Source organism: Acidobacteriota bacterium (assembly GCA_004299485.1).
Lineage (GTDB): Bacteria > Acidobacteriota > Terriglobia > Terriglobales > SCQP01 > SCQP01.
Genome location: SCQP01000012.1, coordinates 113,819 through 138,427, shown reverse-complemented (window position 1 = coordinate 138,427; position 24,609 = coordinate 113,819). Strand labels below are relative to the sequence as shown.

20 protein-coding genes and 1 pseudogene are annotated in these 24,609 nt (G+C 66.0%); 7 read left to right on the top strand and 14 right to left on the bottom strand.

Annotation, left to right across the window (positions count from 1 at the left end; translation table 11 throughout):
* The first annotated feature begins 3 nt into the window (after positions 1–3).
* Together hfq and hflX are read left to right on the top strand one after the other, a co-directional pair.
* Positions 4–327 (top strand): RNA chaperone Hfq, encoded by a 324-nt coding sequence (gene hfq / locus EPN33_08740; protein ID TAN22341.1) that lies wholly within the window; start codon positions 4–6, stop codon positions 325–327.
* A gap of 132 nt (positions 328–459) precedes the next feature.
* Positions 460–1,743 carry a GTPase HflX gene (hflX, locus tag EPN33_08735; GenBank protein ID TAN22340.1) on the top strand — a complete coding sequence of 428 codons (1,284 nt, stop codon included), beginning with the start codon at positions 460–462 and terminating at the stop codon, positions 1,741–1,743.
* 508 nt (positions 1,744–2,251) lie between these two features.
* Here the strand turns inward: hflX and EPN33_08730 are convergent.
* Genes EPN33_08730 through glgX form a run of 6 tightly spaced genes read right to left on the bottom strand, consistent with a single transcriptional unit; the run spans position 2,252 to position 11,570 of the window.
* The gene (locus EPN33_08730) at positions 2,252–3,421 is read right to left on the bottom strand and encodes an MFS transporter (protein TAN22363.1); all 1,170 of its coding nucleotides are present in this window, start codon (positions 3,419–3,421) and stop codon (positions 2,252–2,254) included.
* 44 nt (positions 3,422–3,465) lie between these two features.
* A complete protein-coding gene (locus EPN33_08725) occupies positions 3,466–4,206 on the bottom strand; it encodes a restriction endonuclease (GenBank protein TAN22339.1) in 741 nt (246 codons plus the stop codon).
* A 2-nt stretch (positions 4,207–4,208) separates the two neighbouring features.
* Complete coding sequence (locus EPN33_08720; protein ID TAN22338.1) at positions 4,209–5,195, bottom strand: site-specific DNA-methyltransferase; 987 nt, start codon at positions 5,193–5,195, stop codon at positions 4,209–4,211.
* Between the two features lie 53 nt (positions 5,196–5,248).
* A complete protein-coding gene (treZ, locus tag EPN33_08715; GenBank protein ID TAN22337.1) occupies positions 5,249–7,090 on the bottom strand; it encodes a malto-oligosyltrehalose trehalohydrolase in 1,842 nt (613 codons plus the stop codon).
* On the bottom strand, positions 7,087–9,462 hold the full coding sequence (gene treY / locus EPN33_08710) for a malto-oligosyltrehalose synthase (protein TAN22336.1): 2,376 nt from the start codon (positions 9,460–9,462) through the stop codon (positions 7,087–7,089). The genes treZ and treY overlap by 4 nt, the downstream gene beginning before the upstream one ends.
* Positions 9,459–11,570 carry a glycogen debranching enzyme GlgX gene (gene glgX / locus EPN33_08705; protein ID TAN22362.1) on the bottom strand — a complete coding sequence of 704 codons (2,112 nt, stop codon included), beginning with the start codon at positions 11,568–11,570 and terminating at the stop codon, positions 9,459–9,461. Before glgX ends, treY begins: the two co-directional genes overlap by 4 nt.
* A gap of 343 nt (positions 11,571–11,913) precedes the next feature.
* Here glgX and EPN33_08700 point away from each other — a divergent pair, with 343 nt between their 5' ends.
* Entirely contained in the window at positions 11,914–12,144 is a 231-nt protein-coding gene (locus EPN33_08700) for an SHOCT domain-containing protein (GenBank protein ID TAN22335.1), read from the top strand.
* A 9-nt stretch (positions 12,145–12,153) separates the two neighbouring features.
* On the opposite strand, the gene EPN33_08695 is transcribed toward EPN33_08700, so the two are convergent.
* The 7 genes and pseudogenes from EPN33_08695 to EPN33_08665 all read right to left on the bottom strand — a co-directional run bounded on the left by EPN33_08695 (position 12,154) and on the right by EPN33_08665 (position 19,984).
* Positions 12,154–12,594: a hypothetical protein gene (locus EPN33_08695; protein TAN22334.1), complete on the bottom strand. Its 441-nt coding sequence runs from the start codon at positions 12,592–12,594 to the stop codon at positions 12,154–12,156.
* Positions 12,595–12,597: 3 nt separating this feature from the next.
* The gene (locus tag EPN33_08690) at positions 12,598–15,027 is read right to left on the bottom strand and encodes a choice-of-anchor D domain-containing protein (GenBank protein ID TAN22333.1); all 2,430 of its coding nucleotides are present in this window, start codon (positions 15,025–15,027) and stop codon (positions 12,598–12,600) included.
* A gap of 47 nt (positions 15,028–15,074) precedes the next feature.
* Positions 15,075–16,910: a cytochrome c biogenesis protein DipZ gene (locus EPN33_08685; protein ID TAN22361.1), complete on the bottom strand. Its 1,836-nt coding sequence runs from the start codon at positions 16,908–16,910 to the stop codon at positions 15,075–15,077.
* A 26-nt stretch (positions 16,911–16,936) separates the two neighbouring features.
* Positions 16,937–17,593 carry a response regulator gene (locus EPN33_08680; GenBank protein TAN22332.1) on the bottom strand — a complete coding sequence of 219 codons (657 nt, stop codon included), beginning with the start codon at positions 17,591–17,593 and terminating at the stop codon, positions 16,937–16,939.
* Positions 17,341–18,435: a PAS domain-containing sensor histidine kinase gene (locus tag EPN33_08675; protein ID TAN22331.1), complete on the bottom strand. Its 1,095-nt coding sequence runs from the start codon at positions 18,433–18,435 to the stop codon at positions 17,341–17,343. The genes EPN33_08680 and EPN33_08675 overlap by 253 nt, the downstream gene beginning before the upstream one ends.
* 326 nt (positions 18,436–18,761) lie before the next feature.
* Positions 18,762–18,857 (bottom strand): annotated as a pseudogene (locus tag EPN33_08670) (PE-PGRS family protein).
* A gap of 374 nt (positions 18,858–19,231) precedes the next feature.
* Positions 19,232–19,984 carry a hypothetical protein gene (locus EPN33_08665; protein TAN22330.1) on the bottom strand — a complete coding sequence of 251 codons (753 nt, stop codon included), beginning with the start codon at positions 19,982–19,984 and terminating at the stop codon, positions 19,232–19,234.
* Positions 19,985–20,211: 227 nt separating this feature from the next.
* Between EPN33_08665 and EPN33_08660 the strand changes: the two genes are divergently transcribed.
* Positions 20,212–21,627, top strand: a complete 1,416-nt coding sequence (locus EPN33_08660; protein ID TAN22329.1) for a beta-glucosidase — start codon at positions 20,212–20,214, stop codon at positions 21,625–21,627.
* On the opposite strand, the gene EPN33_08655 is transcribed toward EPN33_08660, so the two are convergent.
* On the bottom strand, positions 21,612–22,118 hold the full coding sequence (locus EPN33_08655) for a hypothetical protein (protein TAN22328.1): 507 nt from the start codon (positions 22,116–22,118) through the stop codon (positions 21,612–21,614). The genes EPN33_08660 and EPN33_08655 overlap by 16 nt on opposite strands.
* A gap of 141 nt (positions 22,119–22,259) precedes the next feature.
* On the opposite strand from EPN33_08655, the gene EPN33_08650 reads away from it, so the two are divergent.
* The 3 genes from EPN33_08650 to EPN33_08640 are packed head-to-tail and all read left to right on the top strand — an operon-like array spanning position 22,260 to position 24,608.
* Entirely contained in the window at positions 22,260–23,075 is an 816-nt protein-coding gene (locus EPN33_08650) for an FkbM family methyltransferase (GenBank protein ID TAN22327.1), read from the top strand.
* 52 nt (positions 23,076–23,127) lie between these two features.
* The gene (locus tag EPN33_08645) at positions 23,128–23,814 is read left to right on the top strand and encodes a tellurium resistance protein (protein TAN22326.1); all 687 of its coding nucleotides are present in this window, start codon (positions 23,128–23,130) and stop codon (positions 23,812–23,814) included.
* Positions 23,694–24,608 (top strand): protein phosphatase 2C domain-containing protein, encoded by a 915-nt coding sequence (locus EPN33_08640; GenBank protein TAN22325.1) that lies wholly within the window; start codon positions 23,694–23,696, stop codon positions 24,606–24,608. The genes EPN33_08645 and EPN33_08640 overlap by 121 nt, the downstream gene beginning before the upstream one ends.
* Position 24,609: the final 1 nt, after the last annotated feature.

The following is a 24,609-nucleotide window of genomic DNA, read 5'->3' as shown; positions in this document are numbered from 1 at the left end:
AACATGGAAAAAGCCTCGCAAAACATTCAAGACTCATTCCTCAATGCTGCACGCAAGGAAAAACAGGCGATTACGATTTATTTGCTGAGTGGCGTAAAACTCATCGGCCGTATTCGCAGCTTTGATAAGTACTGCCTGGTCCTGGAGTCCAATAGCCAGGAGCAGATGATCTTCAAGCACGCGATCTCGACTGTCGTTCTCCAACACAACGCCCTGCAGCGCAACTCCGCGCGCGAACATGCTGACCACCGTCCCGTGGCTGCAGTCCACAACGAAGCCGCCCCTGCGGCGGCAGCTCTCGCCGCCAGCGATCCGAAGGAGCCCTAGACGGGGTCGGGCCTGATTCCCGAAACGGCGGTCCTGGTCGGCGTAGTTTTTACCGCCCGCCATGGGCAGCCTCGGCCGGACCCGGCCGGGTTGGGGCTCACGGGGACCCCAGCCCGGCCGAGCGTCAAGCGGGTGGCGTGGCGCAGCCATGCCCGGCCCCGCGCCAGTCAACTCGTTGCGGCCGCCGAAGCCGGCACCGCGCGTCTGCCGGCCAGCCTCGAACGCGCTGAAGCCGCCCTCGCGGAGTTGCGCGCGTTAACGGAAAGCGCGGGCGGGCACGTTGCCGGCAGCCTGTTGCAGCAGCGGCCGGCGCCCGATCCGGCTACCCTCATCGGCTCCGGCAAGCTCGCCGAGCTCGCCGCCACCGCTCGCGGTACCGATCTGGTGATTTTCGATCGCGAGCTCAGCCCCACGCAGCAGCGCAATCTCGAGCAGGCGCTCGAAGTCCGGGTGCTGGACCGCACGCAATTGATCCTCGACATTTTCGCCCGCCACGCCCGCACGCGCGAAGGTCAGCTCCAGGTAGAGCTGGCGCAACTGGAGTACCGGCTGCCGCGCCTCGCCGGCCGCGGCCGTTCCATGTCCCGCCTGGGCGGCGGCATTGGCACGCGCGGACCGGGCGAAACCCAGCTTGAAAGCGATCGCCGCCGCATTCACCACCGCATTCGTGTGCTCAAGCTGGCGCTGGAACGGGTGCGTGCACAGCGCGGCGAGCAGCGGCGCCAGCGCGAAAGCGTGCCGCTGGCCACAGTAGCGCTGGTCGGCTATACCAATGCCGGCAAAAGCACCTTGTTCAATGCCCTCACCGGCGCCGGCGTCATGACCTCCAGCCGCATGTTCGCCACCCTCGATCCCACCCTCCGCTCCATCCGGCTGCCGAGCAAACGCACCGTGCTGCTCTCCGACACCGTCGGCTTCCTGCGCGACCTGCCCCACGGCCTCATCAACGCCTTCCGGGCCACCCTGGAAGAAGTCACCCGCGCCAGCTTGCTGCTCGTGGTCACCGATGCCTCTGCGCCGGAGCGCGAGCAACAGGAAACGCAGGTACACCAGGTGCTGGCCGAACTGGGCGTTTCCACCGTCCCCCAAATCCGGGTTTGGAACAAGTCCGACCTGCTTGCCGGCGCCCCGCCCGAACAGCCGCACCCGGGCGCAGAGCCGGTCCTGGTGAGCGCGCGCACCGGCGCCGGCCTCGATCGGCTTATTCAGCGTCTGGATGAGCAGTTGCCGCTGGATCGGCTGGAAGAGGTGCGCCTGCAGGTGCCTCATCCGGCGGGCAAAATCGTGCACTTGCTGCACGAACGCGGTCAAATCCTGGCCGAATCCCACTCTGGTTCGCGGGTCGATCTGCTGGCGCGCGTACCCGCTTCCCTGCTGCCTCAGTTACAGGAATTCCGCGCCCAGAGCAAGCGTTAATTTTTGCGGAAAACTGTGGAAATCGCGTGGATTTCACCACGGAAACCGAAGTGCTAGTCAGCGCCGGCGGGGCTTCGACCCGCTGCCCCCACAACCGTCTATCATTGCAGTAAAGTTATTGTTTACAGTAACTTGGAGCCGATACACGGCGCCGGCCCTGAGCCCGGCTTGCGTCCATGCGCGTCCCACAAGGGATTCTTTGCTTTTGCACAAGCCCGTAGCCGCGTGGAGGCGCATTTCCACTAGGAAAAATCGCCACTCACGCTATCTGTACTCACTCCGCCTCCAGTCCCAAACTGGTCTCCACAGGCAACCGGCATCTTTGCTTCTTCTTCGCTTTCGCTTTCGCCGCAGCGCTGTGCTACGTTGCCCCTAGCCGTGCAAAACAATCCTGCTAGCCCGCCGCGCCCGCCCGAGCCAACACGCGAGCCCATGCTCTACTGCCCCAACTGTTCGCGCAAGCTCGAAGACCGCGGCTGTAAACTCCGCTGCCCGGGCTGCGGCTATTTCATGAGCTGCTCAGACTTTGTGTAGCCGTGGTGGGGGGCGAGTGGTGGGTGGTGGGCGGAGGGGCGTCGGCCGGCAGCGCAAAGGCAAACAGAAATGCCGGGGCGCCGCAGACCACGAATGTCCAGAGCACGCCTTCGGGCCCCCACAGCGGCGCCAGCAAGCCCAGCGCGGCCACCAGGCCGGCGCCGAGCGCATTGGAAAAGCCGAGCGCCAGGCCGGAACCCAGCGAGGGGTTGCGCGGCAATTGGTCCTGGCACATCAACACCGTCAGCGATAGCGTGGCAAAAACCGCAATGCCCAGCAGCGCCATGGTGATCCACAGCCAGATGCCGCTGGCCAGCAGGAATACGGCCAGCAAGACCGTAAACGCCGCGGTGTTGACGATCACCAGCGGCCGCCGTCCCCAGTGCCGCGCCAGCGCCGCCGCGCCCAGATTGCCGATGATGCCCGTCACCAGCATGGTGGTGATCAGCCCCGCGCCCGCCACCAGCTTGCCGCCGCGCGCCTCCCACAGCAGCGGCACAAAGGCGCTCACGCCGGTGATTTGCGTGGCCCGCAGCGCCGAATAGACGATAACCATGCGCAGCGGCTGTCCCGCCTCGCGAATGCCGCGCCAGGCGCCCGTCCGCGCCGCCGGGTGCATGCGCACCGGCACGCGCGACCACAGCAGCGGCAGCGTGGGGATGGCGGCCAGCGCCAGCACCCAGAGCGCGTGCAATCCCCAGGCAGTGACCACAATGCCGGCCAGCAGCGGCCAGAGGCCGCGGCCGACTTCGCCGCCCACCAGAAATACCGCCGTCGCGTTCTCGCCGCTTCCCGCCGCCAGCCGCCGCACGCCCGTCAGCGCCGGCGGATGAAACAGCGTATTGCAGATGCCGATCACCACCAGCGCGCCAATCAGCGCCTGCGCGTTCGATGCCCAGCCGATCCAGGCCGCGCCCAGCGACGACCCCGCCAGACCAAGGGTGATCATCACCCGCGCATTGCTGCGGTCGGCAAGAATGCCCGCAAACGGTTGCAATGCCTGAAAGGCAATCAGGAAGCCGACCAGAATGCCGGCATCGCGCAGCGGCAGCGCCAGCGCCGCCAGCAGCGCCGGCAAAATGCCGGGCAGGTAATTCGCCGCCCCGTCGTTGAGAAAATGCGCCCACGCCAGCAGCCCAATCACGTCCCCGGCCGGCGCCGCCGGCGCTGCCGCCTCGGCGGGCGCGCTCAGCACTGCCCGCTCACGCGGCCAGCGGCGATTGCCTTGGCTAACAAAGACGCGACGAAATTCTCGAAGCTAAGTTCTGAAGAAGGCTCCCGGTACTCACCAGTAGCAGCGGGGACCGCAGGAGACAGCAGAAGGCACGCGGCATCGTACAGCCGCTCGCGCACCATCTTCGTCAGCAACAGTTCGTAGCGCCGTGCATACGAGGCGCTGCGAAATTCCTCAAAAACGCGGTAGTGCGGCTCCCGCGCGCGCACCGGCGCGATGGAGTTCGGACAATCCTCCAGAAGCATGAGATACCCCAGCCAGGGCCGCGCGGACGGGCGGAACGCACCTTCGCGGTACGCCGCCCAGAGGTCGGTCGCGCTTCCCAGAGCCTCCTCCGTGCGGTTGTTGTAGTTGTTCCCGAATGACGGGCCGATCTGGGATTTGAACTCGACCCCGGCAAGTAGCTGGCCGTCGCTAACCACAATCAGATCCCATTGCTTCTCGGGACGATACCAGCCAGGAAGCTCGAGCCGGCGCTCGCAATGCACGCTGGCGTGTGGCAGGCCGCGTTCGCAGAGCAGATCGCGCACCAGGTTTGCGAAGCCATCCATCTGCGCGCCGCCCGTTACGGCGGCGCGTTCGCCGCTGTCGCGCGCCCCAGCCGAGCCTTGCCGCTTCGCTTGCGTCGCGCGCACCTCCCAAAACCTGCGGATTGCGTCTCGGAGCCGGCTTTCCAGTTCGGGGGCGAGGGGCATAGCTATCTATCCTGCTGAACGACACGCGCCGCACTAAAGAACGTCACCAGCTCCCGCTCGATGCGTTTGTGCGCTTGCGCCAGGTAATGCGCATCAACTTCGACGCCGATGCTGTTGCGGCCGCTCTGGCCTGCGGCGACAGCGGTGGTCCCCGAACCCAGAAACGGATCGAGCACCCTGTCGCCCACGAAGCTGAACATCCGCACCAGCCGCTGCGCCAGCTCCAGCGGATAGGGCGCCGGGTGCTCGCGCGTCGAGGCGCCGGTCAGGCCCGTCCAGATCTGCTGAAACCAGGCGCCGTGCTGCTCCGCGGAGAGAACGCTCAGCACCCGCGTCGCCACGTCCGGCTGCCGGTAACCGCCGGGCTTGCGCTGCATCAGAATGAACTCGATATCGTTCTTGATCACTGCGTTGGGCTCGAAGGGCTTACCCAGAAATCCGCCCGAGCCGCGCTCGACCTCGTAGGCGGCGTTGGCGATTTTGTGCCAGATGATGGGCGCCAGGTTGTCAAACCCGATGGCACGGCAGCGCTCCTGGATGGCGGCGTGCAGTGGCACGACCGTGTGCCGGCCGCCGTTCTGCCGGCGTGACAGGCAAACGTCGCCCACCACGCAAATCAGCCGCCCGCCCGGCACCAGCGCCCGATAGCAGTGCGTCCAGACGCGATCCAGATCCGCCAGAAACTGTTCGTAGTCGGCAATGTCGCCCATCTGACCGCGGGACGAGCGGTATTTTTTGAGCGTCCAGTAGGGCGGCGATGTCAGCACCAGGTGAACGCTTCCCGGCTGCAACCACTCCAGCGCGCGCGCGTCGCCGTGAACCAGGCGGTGTTCGGTCGGCAGCGCCTGCGCCGCCCGCTGAATGCGCGCCACCAGCGCCTCGTCTTTGGCAATGCGCGGCAGATCGCGCTGCGGATCGCTGAGAGCGCCCACCTCGCGCGGGATGAGATCGGCCGGCTCAACCGGCGGCTGTGGCCTGGCAGCTTGCATGGAACTCTTAAGAGTAGCAGCCAGAACTTTGATTGGCGCGGGGCCCCGCCCGACTACGCCGGGCGACCCGCTTCCGCCCCGGCAGGTCCGGGGGCCCCGGGGCCCCAGCCCTGCCGGGGCGCGAATACGGCAGCAGAAGTGGGTGCAAGGGTGGCTGCGTCCGCAGCGACGGCTTGCGGCTCCGCCGACGCCAGCACCAGCCGCCAGCCCTGCGGAGACCGGCCGAGCGGCACCGCCTGTGGCTGCGGCGCGAGATTGCACGCCACCCGCCAGCCTCCGCGCGCCAGCGTGAGCCAGCGGTCGCGCTCGCTGTAGCGCACGCGGACTTCGGCGAGATCGTGGCCGGCGAGTGCGGTCGTACGCCGCAGCCGGATCAGGTCGCGGTACCAGGCGAGCAGGCCGGCATCCTGCTGGTCCCAGCGCAGGCGGCTGCGCGTGAAGGTGTCCGGATCTTGCGGATCGGGACTCTCCCGCGGCCGGCCCTGGCGCACTGCGGCTGCCAGCTCGGGCTCAGCATGATCGGTGAAGTACAGAAAGGGCGTTTTCGCGCCGAATTCTTCACCCTGGAACAGCAGCGGTACGCCGGGGCCGAGCAGCGTCAGTGCCGCCGCAACCCGCAGCAGGCCCGGCGAGACGAGCTGACTCAGGCGTTCGCCGCGCGCGCGATTGCCGGTCTGATCGTGGTTCTGGGCGTAGACCACAAGCCGTGAAGCATCCGTCGCTCCGAACGGCCGCCCATGGCGCCGGTGGCGAAAGTGCGAATACCGTCCGTCCAGGTAAAAGCCGCGCCGCAGCGTCGCGGCGAGCGCCGCCAGCGAGCCGAAATCGCAAAAGTAGCCTTCGCGCTCGCCGGAGAGCGCCGCGTGCAAGGCGTGATGAAAATCCTCGTTCCATTGCGCCGTCAGCCCGATGCCGCCAGCCTCGGGCGGCGCGCTCAGCCGGGAATCGTTGGCGTCGCTTTCGGCGATCAGCACCAGCGGGCGCCCGCACTCGGCTTCGAGCACGCGTACCGACGCCGCTAAATCTTCCAGAAACGTGCGCGCGGAATTGTCCGCAATAGCATGTACCGCGTCCAGCCGCAGACCGTCGCAATGGAAATCCCGCAGCCAGCTTCGCGCATTGGCGATAAAAAACTCCCGCACGCCATCGCTGTACGGCCCATCAAAGTTCACGGCTTCGCCCCAGGGCGTGTGATGGCGATCGGTGAAATACGGAGCGAACGTGCTCAGATAATTTCCCGAGGGCCCGAGGTGGTTGTACACCACGTCCAGAATGACGCCCAGGCCGCGCGCATGGCAGGCATCGACGAAACGCTGAAATCCCTCCGGCCCGCCATAGGCGCTGTGTGCGGCAAACAACGCCACGCCGTCGTACCCCCAGCCGCGCTCACCCGGAAACGCCGCAATCGGCATGACCTCCACATGCGTAATGCCCAGCGCCGCAAGATGATCGAGTTCGCCGATGGCGGCGTCGAACCTGCCCTCCGCAGTAAACGTGCCGATATGCAGCTCGTAGAGAACCGCGCTCCGCCAGACGCGAAGGCCGGGCTGGGGCGTCCAGGGCCCCCGGCTCGGCCGAGCGTCAAGCGGGTGGCGTGGCGCAGCCACGCCAGGCCCCGCGCCCGTCAACGCCGCAGCGCGAAAGTCCGCATCGCTCCAAACGAAGCGCCGGACATCAAAACAGCGCGACGGTGCATGTACGCCGTTCGGCTGCCAGAGGGAGCGTGGATCGGGCCGCGCCTCGCCGCCATCGCGGCAAAAGGCATAGTCAGCGCCGTGCGGCAGATCGGTGGCGGCAATCCACCAGCCGTCCGCGTGCGGCTGCATCGCCTCGCGGCGGCCATCGTGCTCGATCTCCATCCGCTGCGCCAGCGGCGCCCAGACCCTCGGTTTCATGCCGTCTCCCGCGCCAGTAGTGCCACGGGAAAGCGCGCCCACAGCGCCGCGGCAGGCCGCGCGCCGCCCTCCAGCATTTCGTCCGTCAAATAATTCCGCCAGCGCCCGGCAGGCAGTTCCACCGTGGCTTCCACTGGATCGTGATTCATCATCAGTCGCGGCGCGATGGTGGCAACCCCTCCGCCCCGGGTATACGCGACCACGCGCTCCGCATCCGGTCCCTGCGCCCGCAGCGGCGCGTAATCGGCAAACGCTTCCGGCTGCGCGCGCCGCAATTGCAGCGCCCGGTGAATCAGCCAGAGCTTGGGCAGTCCCTCCGCGCGACGCGCCCAAATAGCTTCGGGCGCCGGAGCCGGATCCAGCTCGGCTAGCAGCCGCCGCCGCAGACCAAAGTCCACCGCGCCGCGATTGTCCGGATCGACCAGGTGCATATCCCAAAGCTCGGCGCCATTATAGATGTGCGGCACGCCCGGCGCGGTCATCTTGAGCAGCACCTGCGTCAACGAGTTGACCCAGCCGGGGTCGAGCAACGGCTGCACGAACGCTTCCACCGTCCGCATCCATGCGGCGTCAGCCATGGCTGCGGCCACGAAGCGGCGCAGCGCGTGTTCATAAGCGGCGTTGGGCGTCCGCCAGGAGGTATGCGCCTTGGCTTCGCGCACCGCCTTGAGCAGATAGGCCTGCATGCGCTCCTCGCGGATCGGCCAGGCGCCCACCAGCGTTTGGTAGAAAAGATACTCCGTGTTCGCATCGGGTCCGATTCGGCTGTGGCGAGTGCGATTGTGCTCCTGCCAGGCGAGCGCCGCCGCTTGCCACGATTCCGGAATCTCCGAGAGCAGGCACAGCCGCGCCCGCACATCCTCGCCGCGCTTGGCATCATGCGTGCTGGTAGCGAGCATGGTCGCCGGCCAATGCTGCTCGACCGCAGCGCACGCCTCGTGAAATTCCGTCAAGCTCGTGCCAAAGTTGCCCGGATCGCCGCCCACTTCATTCAGCGCGCTCAGCCGGAAGGAGCGGTAGAACGCCGTGTCCTCGACGCCTTTGGCGAAGACCGCCGGCGTGAGCTGCTGGAAGCGCAACAGCACCGCCCGGTTCTCTTCGCGCTCAAGCAGCTCCCGTAAAGCTTCGTAAATGGCTGCTCGCGCGGGTTCCGCGGCGCTGGCCGCCGCCTGCGCCGCCGCCAGTATTCTCCGATCTTCGGCCGCGATGGGACCGCTTGCCGGCGCGTAAGTCCGATACACGGGATAACGCACCGCCAGCTCGGCCAGCGCATGATCGAGCTGCACGCGCGTCAGGCCACGCAGCGCCGCAAATGGCCCGCGCCGCGCCAGCACCATTTTGCTCACCCAGCGCAGCTCGCTGTGCAGCAGATTGCCCAGGACCTGCCGCTGTGACTCCAGTGCCGCAACCGCGAACGGCGGCTGTGGTCCGGTAAACGCCTCATAGCAGGCTTGGAGCGCCGCGCCACTCTCGGGCGCAAGCAGCAGCCCCATCACGCGGTTGAGAAACTCATAGCCCGTCGTTCCCGCCACCGGCCATTCCGCGCGCAACGCTTCTCCCCGCGCCAGAATCTTTTCCACCACGATCCAGGCGTGCGGCGCGGCGGCGCGCAAGCGCTCCAGATAGGCGGCAGGCTCGCGCAACCCGTCCACATGATCGACACGCACGCCGTCGATCACATCGTTCGCCAGCCACTCCAGAACGCGCCGGTGCGTAGCCGCGAACACCTCCGCATCCTCTACCCGCACGCCAATGAGATGCGAAACGTCAAAAAAGCGCCGGTAAGGAAGCTCGTGATCGGCCACGCTCCAATGCGCCAGCCGGTAATGCTGCCGCGCCAGCACCGCGCTCAGCTCGCCCGCAGATTCGCTGCCAGGGGCGAGCGGAAACTCCATCGTGCCGTAGCGCAGCACGCCATCCTCAATCTTTAGTTCGCCCGCCGCCAGCGTGGCGTTCAGCGGCCGGCTCAGCCAAGGCAGAACGAGCGGCGCTGACTTACGCCAGTCGATATCGAAGTAGCGCGCATACGGGCTGGCCTCGCCCACGCGCAGCACATCCCACCACCAGCGATTCCGCGTCGTGGCAATAGCCATGTGATTGGGCACGATATCCACAATCTGACCGAGGCCGAGCGCACGCAGACGCTCATTCCAGCGGCGAAAACCCTCTTCGCCGCCCAGATCCGGATTCACCTGTTCCGGATCGGCGACATCATAGCCATGCTGGCTGCCAGGCGCGGCCGCGAGGATGGGCGAGCACATCACGTGCGTAACGCCCAGCGCGGCCAGATATTCCGCCGCCCCGGCTGCGGCTTCGTCGAACCCGAAGCCGGGCCGGAGCTGCAGCCGGTATACCGACTGCGGGGCCGTCACGCGATCCGCCGCAGCACCAGCAGCGAGCGGCCCTCCAGCTTGACCAACGCTTGGGCGGCGAGCTGCTCCTGGGTTTGTGCCTCGACTTGCCCGGAAGCAGTATCGATCACCTGCCGCCAGCTCTGCGCGCCGTCGGTGACTTCCGCCACCGGAAGACGGAATTCGACCTCCTCGGCGCGGGCATTGAACAGCAGACAGAAGCTGTCATCCAGAATGCGCTCGCCCGCCTCATCCCGCGAGGGCACGGCCGCGCCGTTGATATAAATCTGCAGGGCGTGATCTTTGTCCCAATCCTCCCCTTGCATCCGCGCGCCGTCGGGCCGGAACCAGCCAATGTCGGCACCGGTGCCGTGCGGTCCGCGGCCGGAAAACCATTGCCGCCGCCGGAACACCGGATGAGCATGATAGAAGGCCAGCACGCCCCGGCAAAAGCTCAGAAACTCCTGGTCGGCATGCTCCCAGTCCAGCCAGGCAATGTCGGAATCCTGGCAATAGGCGTTGTTGTTGCCCTTCTGGGTGTGGCCGATTTCATCGCCGCTCAGGATCATGGGCACGCCCTGCGACAGCAGCAGCGTGACAAAAAAATTGCGCCGCTGGCGCGTGCGCAGCGCGAGCACTTTGGGGTCATCGGTTTCCCCCTCGACCCCGCAGTTCCAGGAGCGGTTGTCGTCCGTGCCATCACGATTGTTGTCGCCGTTGGCCTCATTGTGCTTCGCGTTGTAGCTCACCAGGTCGCGCAGCGTAAAGCCGTCGTGTGCCGTCACAAAATTGACGCTGGCGGAGGTCTGTCGCCCGCTGGGCTCGTACAAATCGGAGCTGCCGGTCAGCCGCGTGGCAAACTCCCCCAACCGGCCGTTGGTGGCCGCGCGCCAGTAATCGCGCATGGCATCCCGGAACTTGCCGTTCCATTCCGACCAGCGCAATGGAAAGTTGCCCACCTGGTAGCCGTCCGGACCCAGATCCCAGGGCTCGGCGATCAGCTTGCTTTGCGCCAGCACCGGATCCTGATGCACCGCGGCAAAGAACGCGCCCCAGGGCTTGAAGCGCTGCGCGCCCCGCCCCAGCGTGGTCGCCAGATCGAAACGGAAGCCATCCACGTGCATGTCGGTGACCCAGTAGCGCAGGCTATCCATCACGAGTTGCAACACCTGCGGATGCGCGGTGTTGAAGGTATTGCCGACGCCGGTGTAGTCGGTGTAGAAGCGGCGGTCCTCCGCCAGCCGGTAATAACTGGCGTTGTCCAGCCCGCGGAACGACAGCGTCGGCCCCAGTTGGTTGCCCTCCCCGGTGTGGTTGTAGACGACATCGAGAATGACTTCCAGCCCAGCGCGATGCAGCGCCTGCACCATGCGCTTGAACTCGTTCACCTGATCGCCGGGCACGCTGGCGAAACGCGCATCGGGAGCGAAAAAGCCGATGGTGTTGTAGCCCCAGTGATCGCTCAAGCCCCGCTCCACCAAGCCGCGCCCCGACAGCCGCTGTTGCACCGGCAGCAGCTCCACCGCGGTCACACCCAGCGATCTAAGATGTTCGATGGCCGCCGGATGCGCCAACCCGCTGAACGTACCCCGCAGCTCCGGCGGCACACCCGGGTGCCGCGCGGTGAAGTTCTTCACCTGCAGCTCGTAAATGACGGATTCGTGCCAGGGCGTCTTCGGGGCAGCATCCTCCTGCCAGTCAAAGCGTGAGTCCACCACCAGGCAGGCAGGTACCTGCTCGATATCGTCGCGCCGGTCGAGGCTGAGGTCGGCGTTGCGCGCTCCCACGCGATAGCCAAACAACGCATCATCCCAGCGCACGTCGCCGGCCAGTGCACGCGCATAGGGATCGAGCAACAGCTTCTGGTCATTCGCGCGCTGCCCGCTCGCCGGCGCATACGGTGCGCTGACGCGATAGCCATACGCTTGCCCCGGCTGCAAGCCCGGAATATAGCCATGCCAGATATGGCTGTTGTGCTCCAGCAGCGCCACGCGCGCTTCCCGGAACCCCTCGAACTCCCGCAGGCAGAGGTGCACGCTCTGCGCTACCGAGGAATAGACGGCGAAGTTCACCCCCTCGCCGTCCCAGATCGCACCCAGCGGGGCAGGCGAACCCGGCCGCAAATCCAGACTGGCCGGATCCAGCGTGGCCCACAATACACGGGATTTACGCGGCGCTCTGGTTGTCAACTGGCGTAAACCTCCACTCCAAAAATTGTAGCGCCCGCACCTCGCGGCAACTTGGAGACGCCACGAGCACCAGCGGGCGTCGGTTGCCGGGGAGCGAAGCCCAGCCACAGCCCGACCAGCGCCGGGGCCCCCAAGCCGCACGCGGCTTGGGGTGGCAGCGGGAGGGCGGCTCCAGCAAGAGGTGGCTGTGCCACACGCCTACTTAGGACAGCTTAAGTAGTGTGTCGTTACTGGGCGCGGCGAGGCTGATCCCCCAGCCCCGCCACTGTGCATCTACGCCGGGATGCACGGCTACGGATGGTGGGGCGGCTGGTGGTGGATCTGGTGGATCGTCTGGATCATCATCATCATCTGGGCCTTCGCGTGGTGGATGCCCAACCGTGGCGACCATCGCCTCACACCCCTCGAAGTCCTCCAGCACCGCCTCGCGCGCGGTGAAATCACGCCCGAAGACTACGAACGCCGCAAGGCCATCCTCGAGCGCGATCAGTTCCCGCCACGCCCGCGCGAATGAAGGTTGTTCCTAACGCACCGCTAAGCTGAGCTGGGTTGAGCCTTCCGTCGTACCACCGAAGGCTGCCGTTACGGTCAAAGTGTAATTACCCGCCGGCGTGGCAGCAGCGCCGTTGGAGATGTGCGTGGAGCCGCTCCCGCCGCACGCCGCCAGACCCAGCAAGACCATGGCCGCCACGCCGCCCAGTAGCCAGCGGCGGCGGCTCCTCCACATCGCCATCAGCAACCCCAGCGACGCGAGCCCCAGCAGTAACACCAGCGGTGGCACGGGCTCATCCGGCAGCGGCAAGACCGCTGCTGCCGCCGTAGTCGTGACTTTCACGCTCACCGGCGTGGGGGCGACGCCAATGTTGGCCGGATTCGGACTGGTGGCGCAGGCCGCGCCCGCAGGCGCGCCGCTGCACGTCAACGTTACCGTGCCGATAAAGCCGGAGCCCGAGCTGAGCTGCAAATTCTAGGCCGCTGTATCGCCCGGATTCACCGTCGCGGCAGCCGATCCGCCCGGCGCAGCCTTTATGGCCACCGCCGCGCCGGCGATGCCCGTGCCTGCCAGCGGCACGGCGTACGTGACTCCGCCGGCATTGACGCTGAGTGCGCTCGTCCGCTGGCCCATCGCCGTGGGCGTAAAAGTCACGGTGATGACGCAACTCTGCTGCGGCGCCAGCACCACCGGGCAGTTGTTGGTTGCTGCAAAGTCGCCGCCCGTGCCGATGGCGTTCACCACCAGGTTGTCGCCAGTGGCGTTGCCCAGCGTCACTGTCTGTGCGGCGCTAGTGGTACTGAGCGCCTGCGCCGCGAAGGTAAGGCTGGCTGGAGTGAGCGTGGCGCCCGGGCTGGCAGCCACTTCGCCCATCCCCGCCAGCGCCACGCTCTGCGGGCTATTCGGGGCATTGTCGGTAAATACCAGCGTGCCGCCGCGGCTGCCGGCGGCCATCGGCTTAAACACGACCTGCACCGTGCAGCTCTTCGATGCCGCCAGCGTGGCCGGGCAGTTGTCGTTTTCCTGAAAGTCGCCGCTCGCCGCAATCGACGTCAGCGTTAGATCAGCCGAACCGCTATTGGTCAGCATCACCGGCTGCGGCAAACCGGCCACCCCCACCGCCTGCGCCGCAAATTGCAACTGGGCGACCGACAACGTCACCGCGGGCGCTGGCGGAGCAAACCCGGTTCCACTGAGCTGCACCGCCTGCGGCGAGAAAGGCGCATCGTCGCTGATCGTGAGCGTGCCGCTTTGCGCTCCGGCCGAGACCGGCGCAAACTGCACCGTGATGGTGCAGCCCGGCGCGCCATTGTCAATGCTCGCCGGACAATCGTTGGTTTCGCTGAACGGCCCGCTGGTGGCGATCGTGCTGATCTGCAGCGTGCCCTCGCCGCCGTTGGAGAGCGAGACCGTTTGCGCGTCACTCTTGTGGCCTGTGGTTTCATGGCCAAAGCTGAGCGCGGCTGGCGCCAGCACCGCCTTCGGTGGCTCCAGCGCGATCGCCAGTGCCAGCGTGTGGGTGGTCGAGCCGCTCGTCCCGGTGACACTGAACTTGACCAGCCCGCCCGCGCTCAGGTTGAAGCCAGTCACCGTCAGCGTGCTGGTCGCGCCCGGGCTCAGCGTTGCGGGCGCGAAGGCGCACGTGAGCGCGTTATTACCCGAGCAGCCCAGCGCAATGCTCCCGCTGAAACCGGAGCTGCCCTGCACGGTGATGTGAAAGGTCGCGGCCGAACCGGTATTAACGGTGGCGATGGTGGTGTCTGCCGACAAGGAAAAACCCGGCAGCACCGGCACGGACTGAAACACCTCCGCGCTCTTCAGCGCCGTGAGGCTATCGTCGAGGCCGCCGGCAAACAGCACGCTGCCGTTCGCGAGCAGAGAAGCGGAAAACTCAGAGCGCTCGGTATTGAAGTTACCCGCCGAACTGAAGGTCTGGATCTGGGGGTTGTAAATTTCCACGTCCGGCCCGCTTTCCGTCAAATTCAGACCGCCGGCGATGAGCGCGCGCCCGTCGTCCAGCAGCACCGCTCGGGCTGCGTTGCGCGCCTCCGCCATCGTGCCTGTCGTATACCGCACGGTGTTGTTCGCCGGGTCGTAGAGCTCGCATTCTTTGTGAAATCCCGAATCGTGACTGCCTCCGCCGCAAATCAGAACCGTGCCGTCCTTCAGCTTCACCGCCGCCGCGCCGGCGACGGGAATGGTCGATGCCACATATTGCGCCGCCGTCCCCGTGCTGGGATCGTAGATCCAGTAATCGTTGGTCGGCGAGGTAGGGCCCGGAGCTGCCGGGAAACCGTTATAGATCAAAACCTTCCCATCGTCGAGCGTAACGATCGCCGGACGCTCGACCGGCGGATCCTGCAAGCTGCCGCCCGGAGCCAGTTGCTGCGTCCTGGGATCGTAGAGATAGACCACCATCGGGCACACCGCTGCAGTGCAGTTGGTCGCGCTTCCCAGCAGAAAAATGCGGCCATCGTTCAGCCGCGCGCTGCCGTACAGTTCGTCGAGTGCGCTCAGATCCGGTCCAGCGCTGAAATTACCCGTCGCCGGATGGTAAATGTCCGATGTAATCGGCGTCCCAAGCGCCCCGCCGCCCATGACCATCACCGAGCCATCCCGAAGCAGTTGCGCCTGCACCCCGGCGCCGCGCGCCGTAGCCATGCTCCCGGTCCGGCTAAACGTCGAACTCGAGGGATCGAACAACTCCGCCGAAGCCAGCGCCCCCTGGGTTTCGCTGCCGACGCCGCCGGCCAGCAGCACCTTGCCGCTGTTGAGCACCACCGCCGCCTGGTCAGAGCGCGCCTGCGTCATCGGGCCCGCGGTCGCCACAAAGCTCTGTGCCCCAGCCGCGACCGCCGCGCAAAGCAGCAGCGGCACAACCCGCACCACTTTGAGAGCACCCATGATGCGCGGTTAGAAGCAGCCGCGTACCGCGCGGGTGGCTCAGCAGTCTAACCAAAAGTAAACGTAAACACCTTCACGCCGGGGTCCAGGAACTCGATGGTAAACGTCCGGCCTTCCACGTCACCCCTCTGCCGCACCAGTTGATACAGTCGATAGCCGGTGACCGTTCCGAAACCGGCAGCATTCGTATCCACGCCGTGATCGGGGCCGGGCTGGGTGCCGTCAATCCAGATGCGGAAGCGGATAGGCTTGCCTGTGCCCGAACCCATCACCATGTGCAGGTCGCGCGCGTGAAAGCGATAAATCACCTCGCCGTTGGCCTGCTCCAGCATCGCGGACTCGGCCCCCACGTGCCACGTCCCTTTCAGGCCCCATTGGTTCAGCGAGGGCCGCAGCGGCGCCGAATACGTGGCGGTACGGTCGATGCGCAGCCGTTCGGGCGAGTCGAATCGTTCGCCGCGCGCATAGCCGATATAGGTTTCGGGCGAGCCGATCTGGCGCACATCCGCCGCGGCTTCGGCGCCGTTGCCGCTGTCGCCAACGAAACCACCGCTGTTCGCAAGTTGTTGGTGATGTGCTTCGGCCAGCAACTCCTGAATCACGCGCTCCGACTCGCCATATTGGCCTTCACCAAAGTGATGAAAGCGAATGTTCCCGTTGGCGTCGACGAAGTAATCCGCCGGCCAGTATTCGTTGTTGAAGGCGTTCCAGATTTTGTGGTCGCTGTCGACCGCGATGGGGAACGTCAGCTTCAGCCGCCCGACCGCAGCGCGCACGTTGCTCAGATCGCGTTCGAAGGCGAATTCGGGCGAATGCACGCCAATCACCACCAACCCCTGGCTCTTATACTTCTGCGCCCAGCCTTCGATGTAGGGCAGCGAGCGCAGGCAGTTGATGCAGGAGTACGTCCAGAAATCGATCAGCACCACTTTGCCGCGCAGGCTCTTTCGCGTCAGCCGTTGCGAGTTGAGCCAGCCTGTCGCTCCGCTGAGCGACGGCATCGGCCCTTCGTTGTCGAGCTTGACTTGCTGCACCTGCGGCGCGGAGGCGCGGCTGGGGCGAACGGGGTCCCCGGCCGCGCCGAGCACAAGCGGGACGCGCGGCGAAGCCGCGCTGGGGCCCGCGCCGGTAAATGCAGCCGCGGCTCTCACCGGCCGCGGGTGCGCCAGCACCGCGACCAAGCGCTGCTCAATGCCATTGGTGTTGACGTACTGCACGGCCGCCAGCAGTTGCGTATCGGCGCCGAAGACAATCGCCACCACGGCTGCGAGCACGACGGCTCCCAGCGCGCGCCGCAGCCAGGCTTCGGCGCCCAGCCCGCGCTTCAGCGACTGAAACACGCGCTGGCCCGCGAGCATCACGATGGCGAGCGAAACTGCGGCGCCCACGGCAAAGGCCAGCAGCAGGCCCAGCGTCCAGGTCGAAAAGCCGCTCAGCGCCGCCACGCCCAGCACCAGGCCCAGAATCGGCCCCGCGCACGGCGCCCACAGCAGGCCGATCGCCGCCCCCAGCACCACCGAGCCCGCCGGACTCGCCTGTTCGCCGGAGGGCTGCACGCGCGCGCGCAGCGTCGCCCCCAGGCGCACCAGCGGCCGCATAAACCACTCCGCCACGGCCGGCACAAACAGGCTTACGCCCAGCGCCGCCATGATCACCAGAGCTACGACCCGGCCGTATTCATTGGTGCGGACGATCCACTGCCCGCCGGCCGTTGCCAGCGCCGCGAAGATGGCGAACGTCACCGCCATGCCCACCAGCAGCGGCAGCGTACTGCGCCGGAAGGAACGGTCGGCGCGCGCGAACACAAACGGCAGCACCGGCAAGATGCACGGGCTGAAGATCGTCAGCACGCCCCCCAAAAACGCCAGCACCAGCAGCAGCACTCGCCTCACCTCCGAGACCTATTGTCTTACGGGATGGGACGTTCGGGGGGCTGGTCGGCTACATTTTCCAGCAGTTCCTCGATCCGGCGGCGCAGCATGGCAATTTCAATCGGCTTGGTCAAATACTCATCAAAGCCCAGCTCCAGCGCGTGTTCCCGGTTGCCCACCAGGGCATGGGCGGTCATGGCGACCACGCGTGGCTGGGGTGCGGCCAGGTGCTGGCGCAAGTGTTGCAGCACTTGAAAACCGTCCAGCTTGGGCATTTGGATATCCAAAAGGACCAGATCCGGCCGCTGCTGGTCCAGCAAAGCCACGGCTTCGGCGCCATCACTGGCTTCCACCACGCTGTAGCCGGCCTTGCGCAGGACCTCCACCAGCAGTTCACGGCTGGCAGGATCATCTTCGGCAATCAGTATGTTTTTCACCCTGTTCAGGCTGCGGGAAACATCACAAAGAACCGGCTGCCGTGCCCCGCCTCGCTTTCCAACCGGATCGATCCGCCGTGCGCCTCCACCAAACGGCGCGTGATCGCCAGCCCCAGTCCAGCCCCGGACTGCGGACCGGCCTGGTTGGAACGCCAGAATTCCTGAAAGGCGTTCTCCTGCTCGCCTGCTTCGATGCCAATGCCCGTATCCCCGACCACTAGTTCGATGGACCCATCCTTCGGGCTGGCATCGATCCACACCTGCCCCTGAGCGGGCGTAAACTTGACCGCGTTCGACAAGAGATTGCCCAAAATCTGTCGCAACCGTGCCGCGTCCGCACGCACCCAAAGTTCCGGGGCGACCTGCTGCGTCAGCGCAATTTGCTTCTGCTGCGCCGGCAGTTCCATGTCATAGACCGTCGTTTGCACCGCTGCAGCCAGTTGCAGCCGCATGGGTCGAGGGGTGAGCTTGCCGGCATCAATGCGCGCCAGATCGAGCATTTCGTCCACCAGCGTGAGAATATGCCGTCCGCCGCTGTGGATATGCTCTACAAAACGGTGCTGTTTCTCGCTCCACTCCCCCTGACCGTTCTCCAGCAGCAGGTCCGAAAAGCCCAGAATCGCATTCAGCGGCGTACGCAACTCGTGGCTGATGGCCGCGATAAAACGCTCGCGCGTGCGCAACATCTGCCCGACATCCCGATTGCACTGATCCAGTGCAACCTCCGTGCGGCGTCGCGCCGAAACATCGCGGTTGATTTCAAAGAAGAATTGCTTGCTGCCGCCATCGTGCCAGTACCAGCGGCTCGCCACGCGGACCTCGCACCCATCCTTCGTCCGATGCACCAGCTCCCCCGCCCAGACGTGCTGCGCGCGCAGTTCCGCTTTGATCTCGGCGGGCGACGTAGGGAATTCCGTGCGGATGAGTTCAAACGTGGTGTGGCCCAGCGCCTCTTCGGCACTGTACCCGTACATAGCTTCGGCGCCATCACTCCAGAACTCGATGCGGTTGTCGTCGAACGCGCACACTATAATCGCATCGCTGCTTAGATTGAGCAATTGCCGCTCAACCGCGGGGGGCACAGTAATCGGGGGGAGCATAACTTCTTGCCCATATTGTAACAAGCCGGATTGACGCGCCCCCCGCAGCCTGTTACATCTTTCCTATGCCGTGGTTTGGCATCCTACTCTATTTCCACCTGCTCGCCGTCGCTGCCGCGTTCTTCTTCACCGCCTACGTTCATTGGAGCCTGGAACGCGTGTGGGAAGTCCGCACCACTGCCGACGCGCTCGCAGCTCTGCGGCTTACCGCCCGTGCCAGCACTGGCTTGCTATGGACCAGCCTGGCGCTCATCGCGACCGGCGCCTGGCTCACCCAAACCGCCTTCGCCTGGACGACACCGTGGATCGATCTGTCGCTGCTCGGTCTCATCGCCCTCGCGGCCCTGGCCGCCATCGCCCGCGCCCGCTGCACCCATCTCACCGCGGCCCGCGATCCGTTTCTCCGCGCCGTCGCCGCCCTGCTTCCGCTACTCACCCTCGGCGTCACGCTCATCATGATCCTCAAGCCCGCCGCCCTTGCCGGCGCCATCATCCTGATGGCCGCCGCCGGCGGAGCCCTTCTCCTCAGCCGCCGCCGCGCACCTGTAAGGGACCGGACCCTGTCTCCCGGCCCCTGACCCACTGCATCATCCTGAGATACAATCGCCTGTATGGCGATTGTAAGCGCCGCCATTCGCGTGGCGGCAGCTTGGAGGAGCCCTGAGCGCCAGCGGGCGAACCCTGCCGGGAATCGAAGCCCGCACTCCAAGCGACCATCGGGAGCGACCAGGGCAAAAAGTGGCGAGCCACCACCACCACCGCGCCCTCCTACCAGCTACTAGCTACGAGCTACCAGCTAGTGAAACAGCGCGCTATGGATATCCTCCCAGAACTCCGCTTCGAGATTGAAAATCGCCGTCCCCGCCAAATCAATTTCAATCCGGCTGAGTGTGAGCCCCGCGCCGCGATCCACTTTCGGGTAGTAGAGGTTCGAGATGAACCCTGCGGTGACGGTGCCCAATAGCTGCGAGGAGTCAAACACCGTCCCCCCGCTGCGGTCGCTGCGCGTCAGGAACACGCGCGAGAGCGCATACGCCGTACGCGACAAAAATGACCCCGTGCCCAGCCGGAAGTACCGGGGGTCCTGATGAAACCACACCGGCAGCGCCCAGTCGCCCAGCGCGCCGCTGAGATTGGCGTCGAGCAGCGCGGAGCCGTAGCACTTGCCAAACCCTCCCCAGCCTTTGCCGTAGTCGCACCAGCCCGAGCTGCGGTTGTGCTCCAGCACCAGCACCTCGGCTCCGGCCAGCGCCAGGCCCATCGGATCGTAGACGTCCTGCCCCATCTCTACAAGCTTTTCGTGAGGTGTGAGGGGCGGCACGTTTTTTAGGTATTCCACCTGATATGCCGGAATCACATAAAACACGTGATGTCCCGGCGGCCCTGCCGCCTTTTTTGGTTTTTGTGCCTGCTGCGGCCGCGGCGCCGTCACCGCTAGCCAGTTCACCGGAGGGGGAACCAACAGAGAAGGATTCACCGCTGCCGGCGCCTGCGCTGCGACTCCCATCCCCAGCAGCAGAGCACACCCGAGCGCCAATGAAATTTTCATGCTCTGAGGATTAGGACATAATTTCAGCGGCGAAAGATACTAAAAATTATGCTCGCGACCACGCTCAACACGAGCGGCGGCAGCTTGGAGGAGCCCTGAGCGCCAGCGGGCGGACCCGGCCGGGAATCGAAGCCCGCACTCCAAGCGACCAGCGGGAGCGACCAGGGCAAAAAGTGGCGAGCCACCAGCATCGGCTTTATACCGCAAGGCTATAGCACAATAGCGCCATGAGCGATGGCAATTGGACAAGACGAAAGTTCTTGGCGGCTACCGCCGTGCTCCCGCCGGCGCTCGCCTGGCACTTCAAGCCCGACAAGGCGCCGTCCTTTCCCGCCGGTTTTCTTTGGGGCGCGGCCACCTCCGCCTACCAGATCGAAGGCGCCGCCGACGCGCCCGGCAAAGGCCTCTCCGTCTGGGACGAATTCGTCACTCGTCCCGGCGTAATTGCCGATGGCCAAACCGGCGCTCGCGCCTGCGACTTCTATCACCTGTACGCACACGACATCGCGCTCATGCGCGCGCTCGGCCTCAAAGCCTTCCGCTTCAGCCTGGCCTGGGCGCGCATCCTGCCGAATGGTACCGGCACCGTGCATCAGTCCGGTCTTGATTTCTACCAGCACCTCGTCGATGCCCTCCTCGAGGCCGGCATCGAGCCCATCGCAACCCTGTTCCATTGGGATACGCCCCTCGCACTCGAGCGCCGCAGTGGCTGGCAATCGCGCCAGATGGCGGACTGGTTCGCCGACTACGCCGCCCTCGCCGCCCGCTCGCTCGGCGACCGCGTCCGCACCTGGCTCACCATCAACGAACCGCGTTCCTTCATCGGCGGCGGCTACGTCGCCGGCGTGCAGGCACCCGGCTTGCGCCTCGACCGCAAGGCTGCCCTCAACGCCGCCCACGTCGTGCTGCTGGCGCACGGCCGCGCCGTCCAGGCCCTGCGTGCTAACGCCAAGCAGCCGCTGCGCATCGGCTTGCCCAACGACATCTCGCCCGCTCTGCCGTGGGAGGACGCCGACCCCACGGCCGCCCTCGAAGCCACCTTCGCCTCATCCCCCGAGCACTTTACCGCGGCGCACTGGTGGGATGAAAACGCCTGGTGGTTCGACCCCGTCTATCGCGGCACCTACCCCGCCGCGACTCTCGAGGCCCTCGGCCCCGATGCTCCCGCCATCGCCGCAGGCGACATGGCGGTTATCCATCAGCCGCTCGATTTCCTCGGCGCCAACGTCTATTCCGGCCGCTACCTCCATCGCCCCTGGCCGCCGGGGTATCCGGAAACCGCCAACGGTTGGCCGATCACGCCCGAGGCTCTCTACTGGGCGCCGCGCTGGCTCTACGAGCGCTACCACCTGCCCATCTTCATCACCGAAAACGGCTGCGCCCGCCGCGACAGCCCCTCTCTCGACGGTGGCGTGCACGATCCCCAGCGCGCCGACTTCATCGCCCGCTATCTCGACGCCCTCGCCCGCGCCGCCCGCGCCGGCACCCCGATCGTCGGCTATCTCCACTGGTCCCTGCTCGACAATTTCGAGTGGCAGGACGGCTACACCCAGCGCTTCGGCCTCGTCTACGTCGACTTCACCACCCTCCGCCGCACCCCCAAAACCTCCGCCCACGCCTCCGCGCGCTACTTCACCCCATAGCCCGCGACGCCGTCGGCCAGCAGCCGCAGCGCGAGGCCGCCGCCGCCGGGGCTCAGCACCAGCGCCTGTGCTTTCGGGTCGTGGTAGTTGGCAAACACCAGTACCGCTTTCGTCCCGCCCGGCAGCTTGAGCGGAATCGGCGTCACCTGCTGCCCCGGCACCCATTGCCACGAATACACGGTGATCAGGCCGGGGTTATCAAGTTCCCACTGCGTCCGCTGCTGGAACCATTTGCTCACGGTCGTCTGCGTCAGCATCTTCAGCAGGCGCGAATCGGTCACTGCCGCCAGGTCCACAGCGATGGGACTGTCCTGGTTAGCGTCCGGCGCGATGCTGACCCACAGATGCGGTCCGTGCAGTTTCTGCGGTTTGGGCGCGCGTGCCTCCGGCGCGATCAACTTCGGCTGCGAACGGCCGCAGCTTGCCAGTGCCGCCACGCACAGCAGCGCCACAAGAACCATAACGGAGCGGTTACGCAGGGCCACGGTCATGACTGTGTGCGCTCAGTCTACCAGACAGAACGCAGCAACCTGGAGAGGCCCTGAGCGCCAGCGGGCGTCCATTGCCGGGGAACGACGCTCGGCCACGCCAAGCATCCATTCTGGCCAGAGCTCAATCGAAGCTGTTTAGCCGTGAATAAAGTCAAGCTCCTGCGCACCGCCCAAAGCGAGGTCCCCTTCCTCAAGCCGCTCAAAACCGCATGGCGATATCACCACGCCCGACTAGCACGTAAACCCTCGGATCCGGACTTCGGCTCTCTACGTTTCATTCCGGACTCATCGTCGGGCTGCTATGTCGATGTGGGCGCCAATCAGGGACAGAGTATCGAATCCATCCGGCTGTTCCAGCCGCACGCACGCATCCACGCCTTTGAGGCCGACCCCCACCTCGCGGCCCGGCTCCAGCAGCGGCATCGCGGCAGTGAAACTGTTACCGTTCACCCCTACGGCTTGGGAGCAACGCCCACGGACGCAACGCTATTCACGCCCGTTTACAAGGGCTTTGCCTACGATGGTCTGGCTTCGCTCGATCGCAACAACGCCGCTTCCTGGCTTGGCCCCGAAACCCTCTATCGGTTTGCCCCGCGGCGGCTGGTGCTGCGCGAAACCGCGTGCCGCACCGAACGGCTTGACGACCAACGCCTGAACCCAGTCTTCATCAAGATTGATGTCCAGGGCTACGAGCTGGCCGTCGTCCGCGGTGGCCTGGAGACGATTCGCCGCTTCGACCCGATCCTTATGATCGAAGATCTCAGCCATCGTCCCAAATTGTTCGCGCTGCTCGAATCCCTGGGCTACCAGCAGTATCTGTTCGACGACACCGGCTTTTACCGCGCCGATGCCGGCTCCGCCGTGAACTTCCTCCTCATGACGGACCGCCGCGCTGCCACCGTCGTCCTGTCTACCGCGCGGCCCCAGCGCCACTCCCTGGTCGCGCAGCCGCAATAACCCCGGCCGGTTGCCAACCGCTGGCGTGATACGATCAGCTTGGAATTGGCCTATGGCGCGACGACCCGGAGGCGAGTTGGCATCGCGGCCGCTGCATTTTTTCTGGATCTGTGACTGTTCCGGATCCATGCAGGCGGACGGCAAGATCCAGTCTCTAAACAACGCCATCCGCGAAGCCATTCCGCACATGCAGCGCGCCGCCGGCGAGAACCCCAACGCCCAGGTACTGGTCCGCGCGCTGCGTTTCGCCGACGGCGCGCATTGGCATATCGCCACCCCCACGCCCGTCTTCCAACTGCGCTGGGAGGATCTTTCCGCCCAGGGCATCACCGACATGGGCCAGGCGATGGAAATGCTGGCCGAGCAGTTGACCATTCCGCCCATGACCGACCGCGCCCTGCCGCCGGTGCTGGTGCTCATCTCCGACGGCCAGCCCACCGACGATTTCGCGCGCGGCCTGCGCAAGCTTATGGAAGTCCCCTGGGCGCGCCGCGCCGTGCGTATCGCCATCGCCATCGGCGATGACGCCGACCACGGCCCCTTGCGCGCCTTCATCGGCAACCCCGACGTGCCCGTCCTGCAGGCCAACGGCGCCGAATCGCTGGTCAACTACATCCGCTGGGCCTCGACCGCGGTCCTGCGCGCCGCCTCCGCGCCCGCCACGGCCGCACTCGCCGCGGCGGCACTGCCTATCCCCGCGCCCGCCGCCAACGTCTCCCCCGCCGACGAGGTCTGGTGAGCTGGCAACTCGCGGGCGCGTCCGTCCGCGGCGCCCAACATGAGCGCCTCGGCACGCCCGCCCAGGACGCCCTCGAGCGCCGCCTGCTCCCCAACGGCGCCATCCTCGCCCTCGCCGATGGCCACGGCAGCGCCCCTGCCACCCGTAGCGACATTGGCGCCCAACTCGCCGTCACCGTCGCTTCCGCCCTCCTGTCTGAAATCGCCGCCTCTGACCCCACCCCAGTAGATCCCACCTGTCTGGCCCGCGAGTTAGTGGATCGCTGGCGCTCCGCCGTCACCTCCCACGCCGCCACGCATCCCCTTTTCCCTTTTCCCTCTTCCCTCTTCCCTCTTCCCTCTTCCCTCTTCCCCGTCTACGGCACCACCGTCCTGGCCGCGCTCGCGACCGAGAGTCACCTCCTCACCCTCCAGCTCGGCGACGGCGACCTGCTTCTGGTCTCACCTCTCGGTCACGTGCGCCGCGCCTGGCCGCGCGACGGCCGCCTGCTCGGTGGCGAGACCACCTCGCTCTGCCTGCCCGACGCCTGGCGCGAAGTTCGTTTTGCCCGCCGCGCGCTGGAGCCGGACGCCCCGGCGCTCATTTTTCTCTGCACCGACGGTTACAGTAACTCTTTTCGCACCGAGCGTGGCTTCCTGCGCGTGGGGCGCGATATACTCTCGATGGTGCGCACCCACGGTATCCAGCAAGTGGAACGTGATCTGGCAGTCTGGCTGGAGGAAGCTTCACGGCTGGGCAGCGGCGATGATGTGACGGCCGGAGTTTTGTACCGCGCCGAGGCGGGCGGCAAATAGT

What these genes read in the sequence shown, in the direction of transcription:
- hfq (TAN22341.1), top strand. Translation starts at nt 4, where the DNA reads ATGGAAAAAGCCTCGCAAAACATTCAAGACTCATTCCTCAATGCTGCA.
- EPN33_08725 (TAN22339.1), bottom strand. Translation starts at nt 4,206, where the DNA reads ATGCCCCTCGCCCCCGAACTGGAAAGCCGGCTCCGAGACGCAATCCGC.
- EPN33_08720 (TAN22338.1), bottom strand. Translation starts at nt 5,195, where the DNA reads ATGCAAGCTGCCAGGCCACAGCCGCCGGTTGAGCCGGCCGATCTCATC.
- treZ (TAN22337.1), bottom strand. Translation starts at nt 7,090, where the DNA reads ATGAAACCGAGGGTCTGGGCGCCGCTGGCGCAGCGGATGGAGATCGAG.
- EPN33_08700 (TAN22335.1), top strand. Translation starts at nt 11,914, where the DNA reads ATGCACGGCTACGGATGGTGGGGCGGCTGGTGGTGGATCTGGTGGATC.
- EPN33_08690 (TAN22333.1), bottom strand. Translation starts at nt 15,027, where the DNA reads ATGGGTGCTCTCAAAGTGGTGCGGGTTGTGCCGCTGCTGCTTTGCGCG.
- EPN33_08675 (TAN22331.1), bottom strand. Translation starts at nt 18,435, where the DNA reads ATGCTCCCCCCGATTACTGTGCCCCCCGCGGTTGAGCGGCAATTGCTC.
- EPN33_08665 (TAN22330.1), bottom strand. Translation starts at nt 19,984, where the DNA reads ATGAAAATTTCATTGGCGCTCGGGTGTGCTCTGCTGCTGGGGATGGGA.
- EPN33_08660 (TAN22329.1), top strand. Translation starts at nt 20,212, where the DNA reads ATGAGCGATGGCAATTGGACAAGACGAAAGTTCTTGGCGGCTACCGCC.
- EPN33_08655 (TAN22328.1), bottom strand. Translation starts at nt 22,118, where the DNA reads ATGACCGTGGCCCTGCGTAACCGCTCCGTTATGGTTCTTGTGGCGCTG.
- EPN33_08645 (TAN22326.1), top strand. Translation starts at nt 23,128, where the DNA reads ATGGCGCGACGACCCGGAGGCGAGTTGGCATCGCGGCCGCTGCATTTT.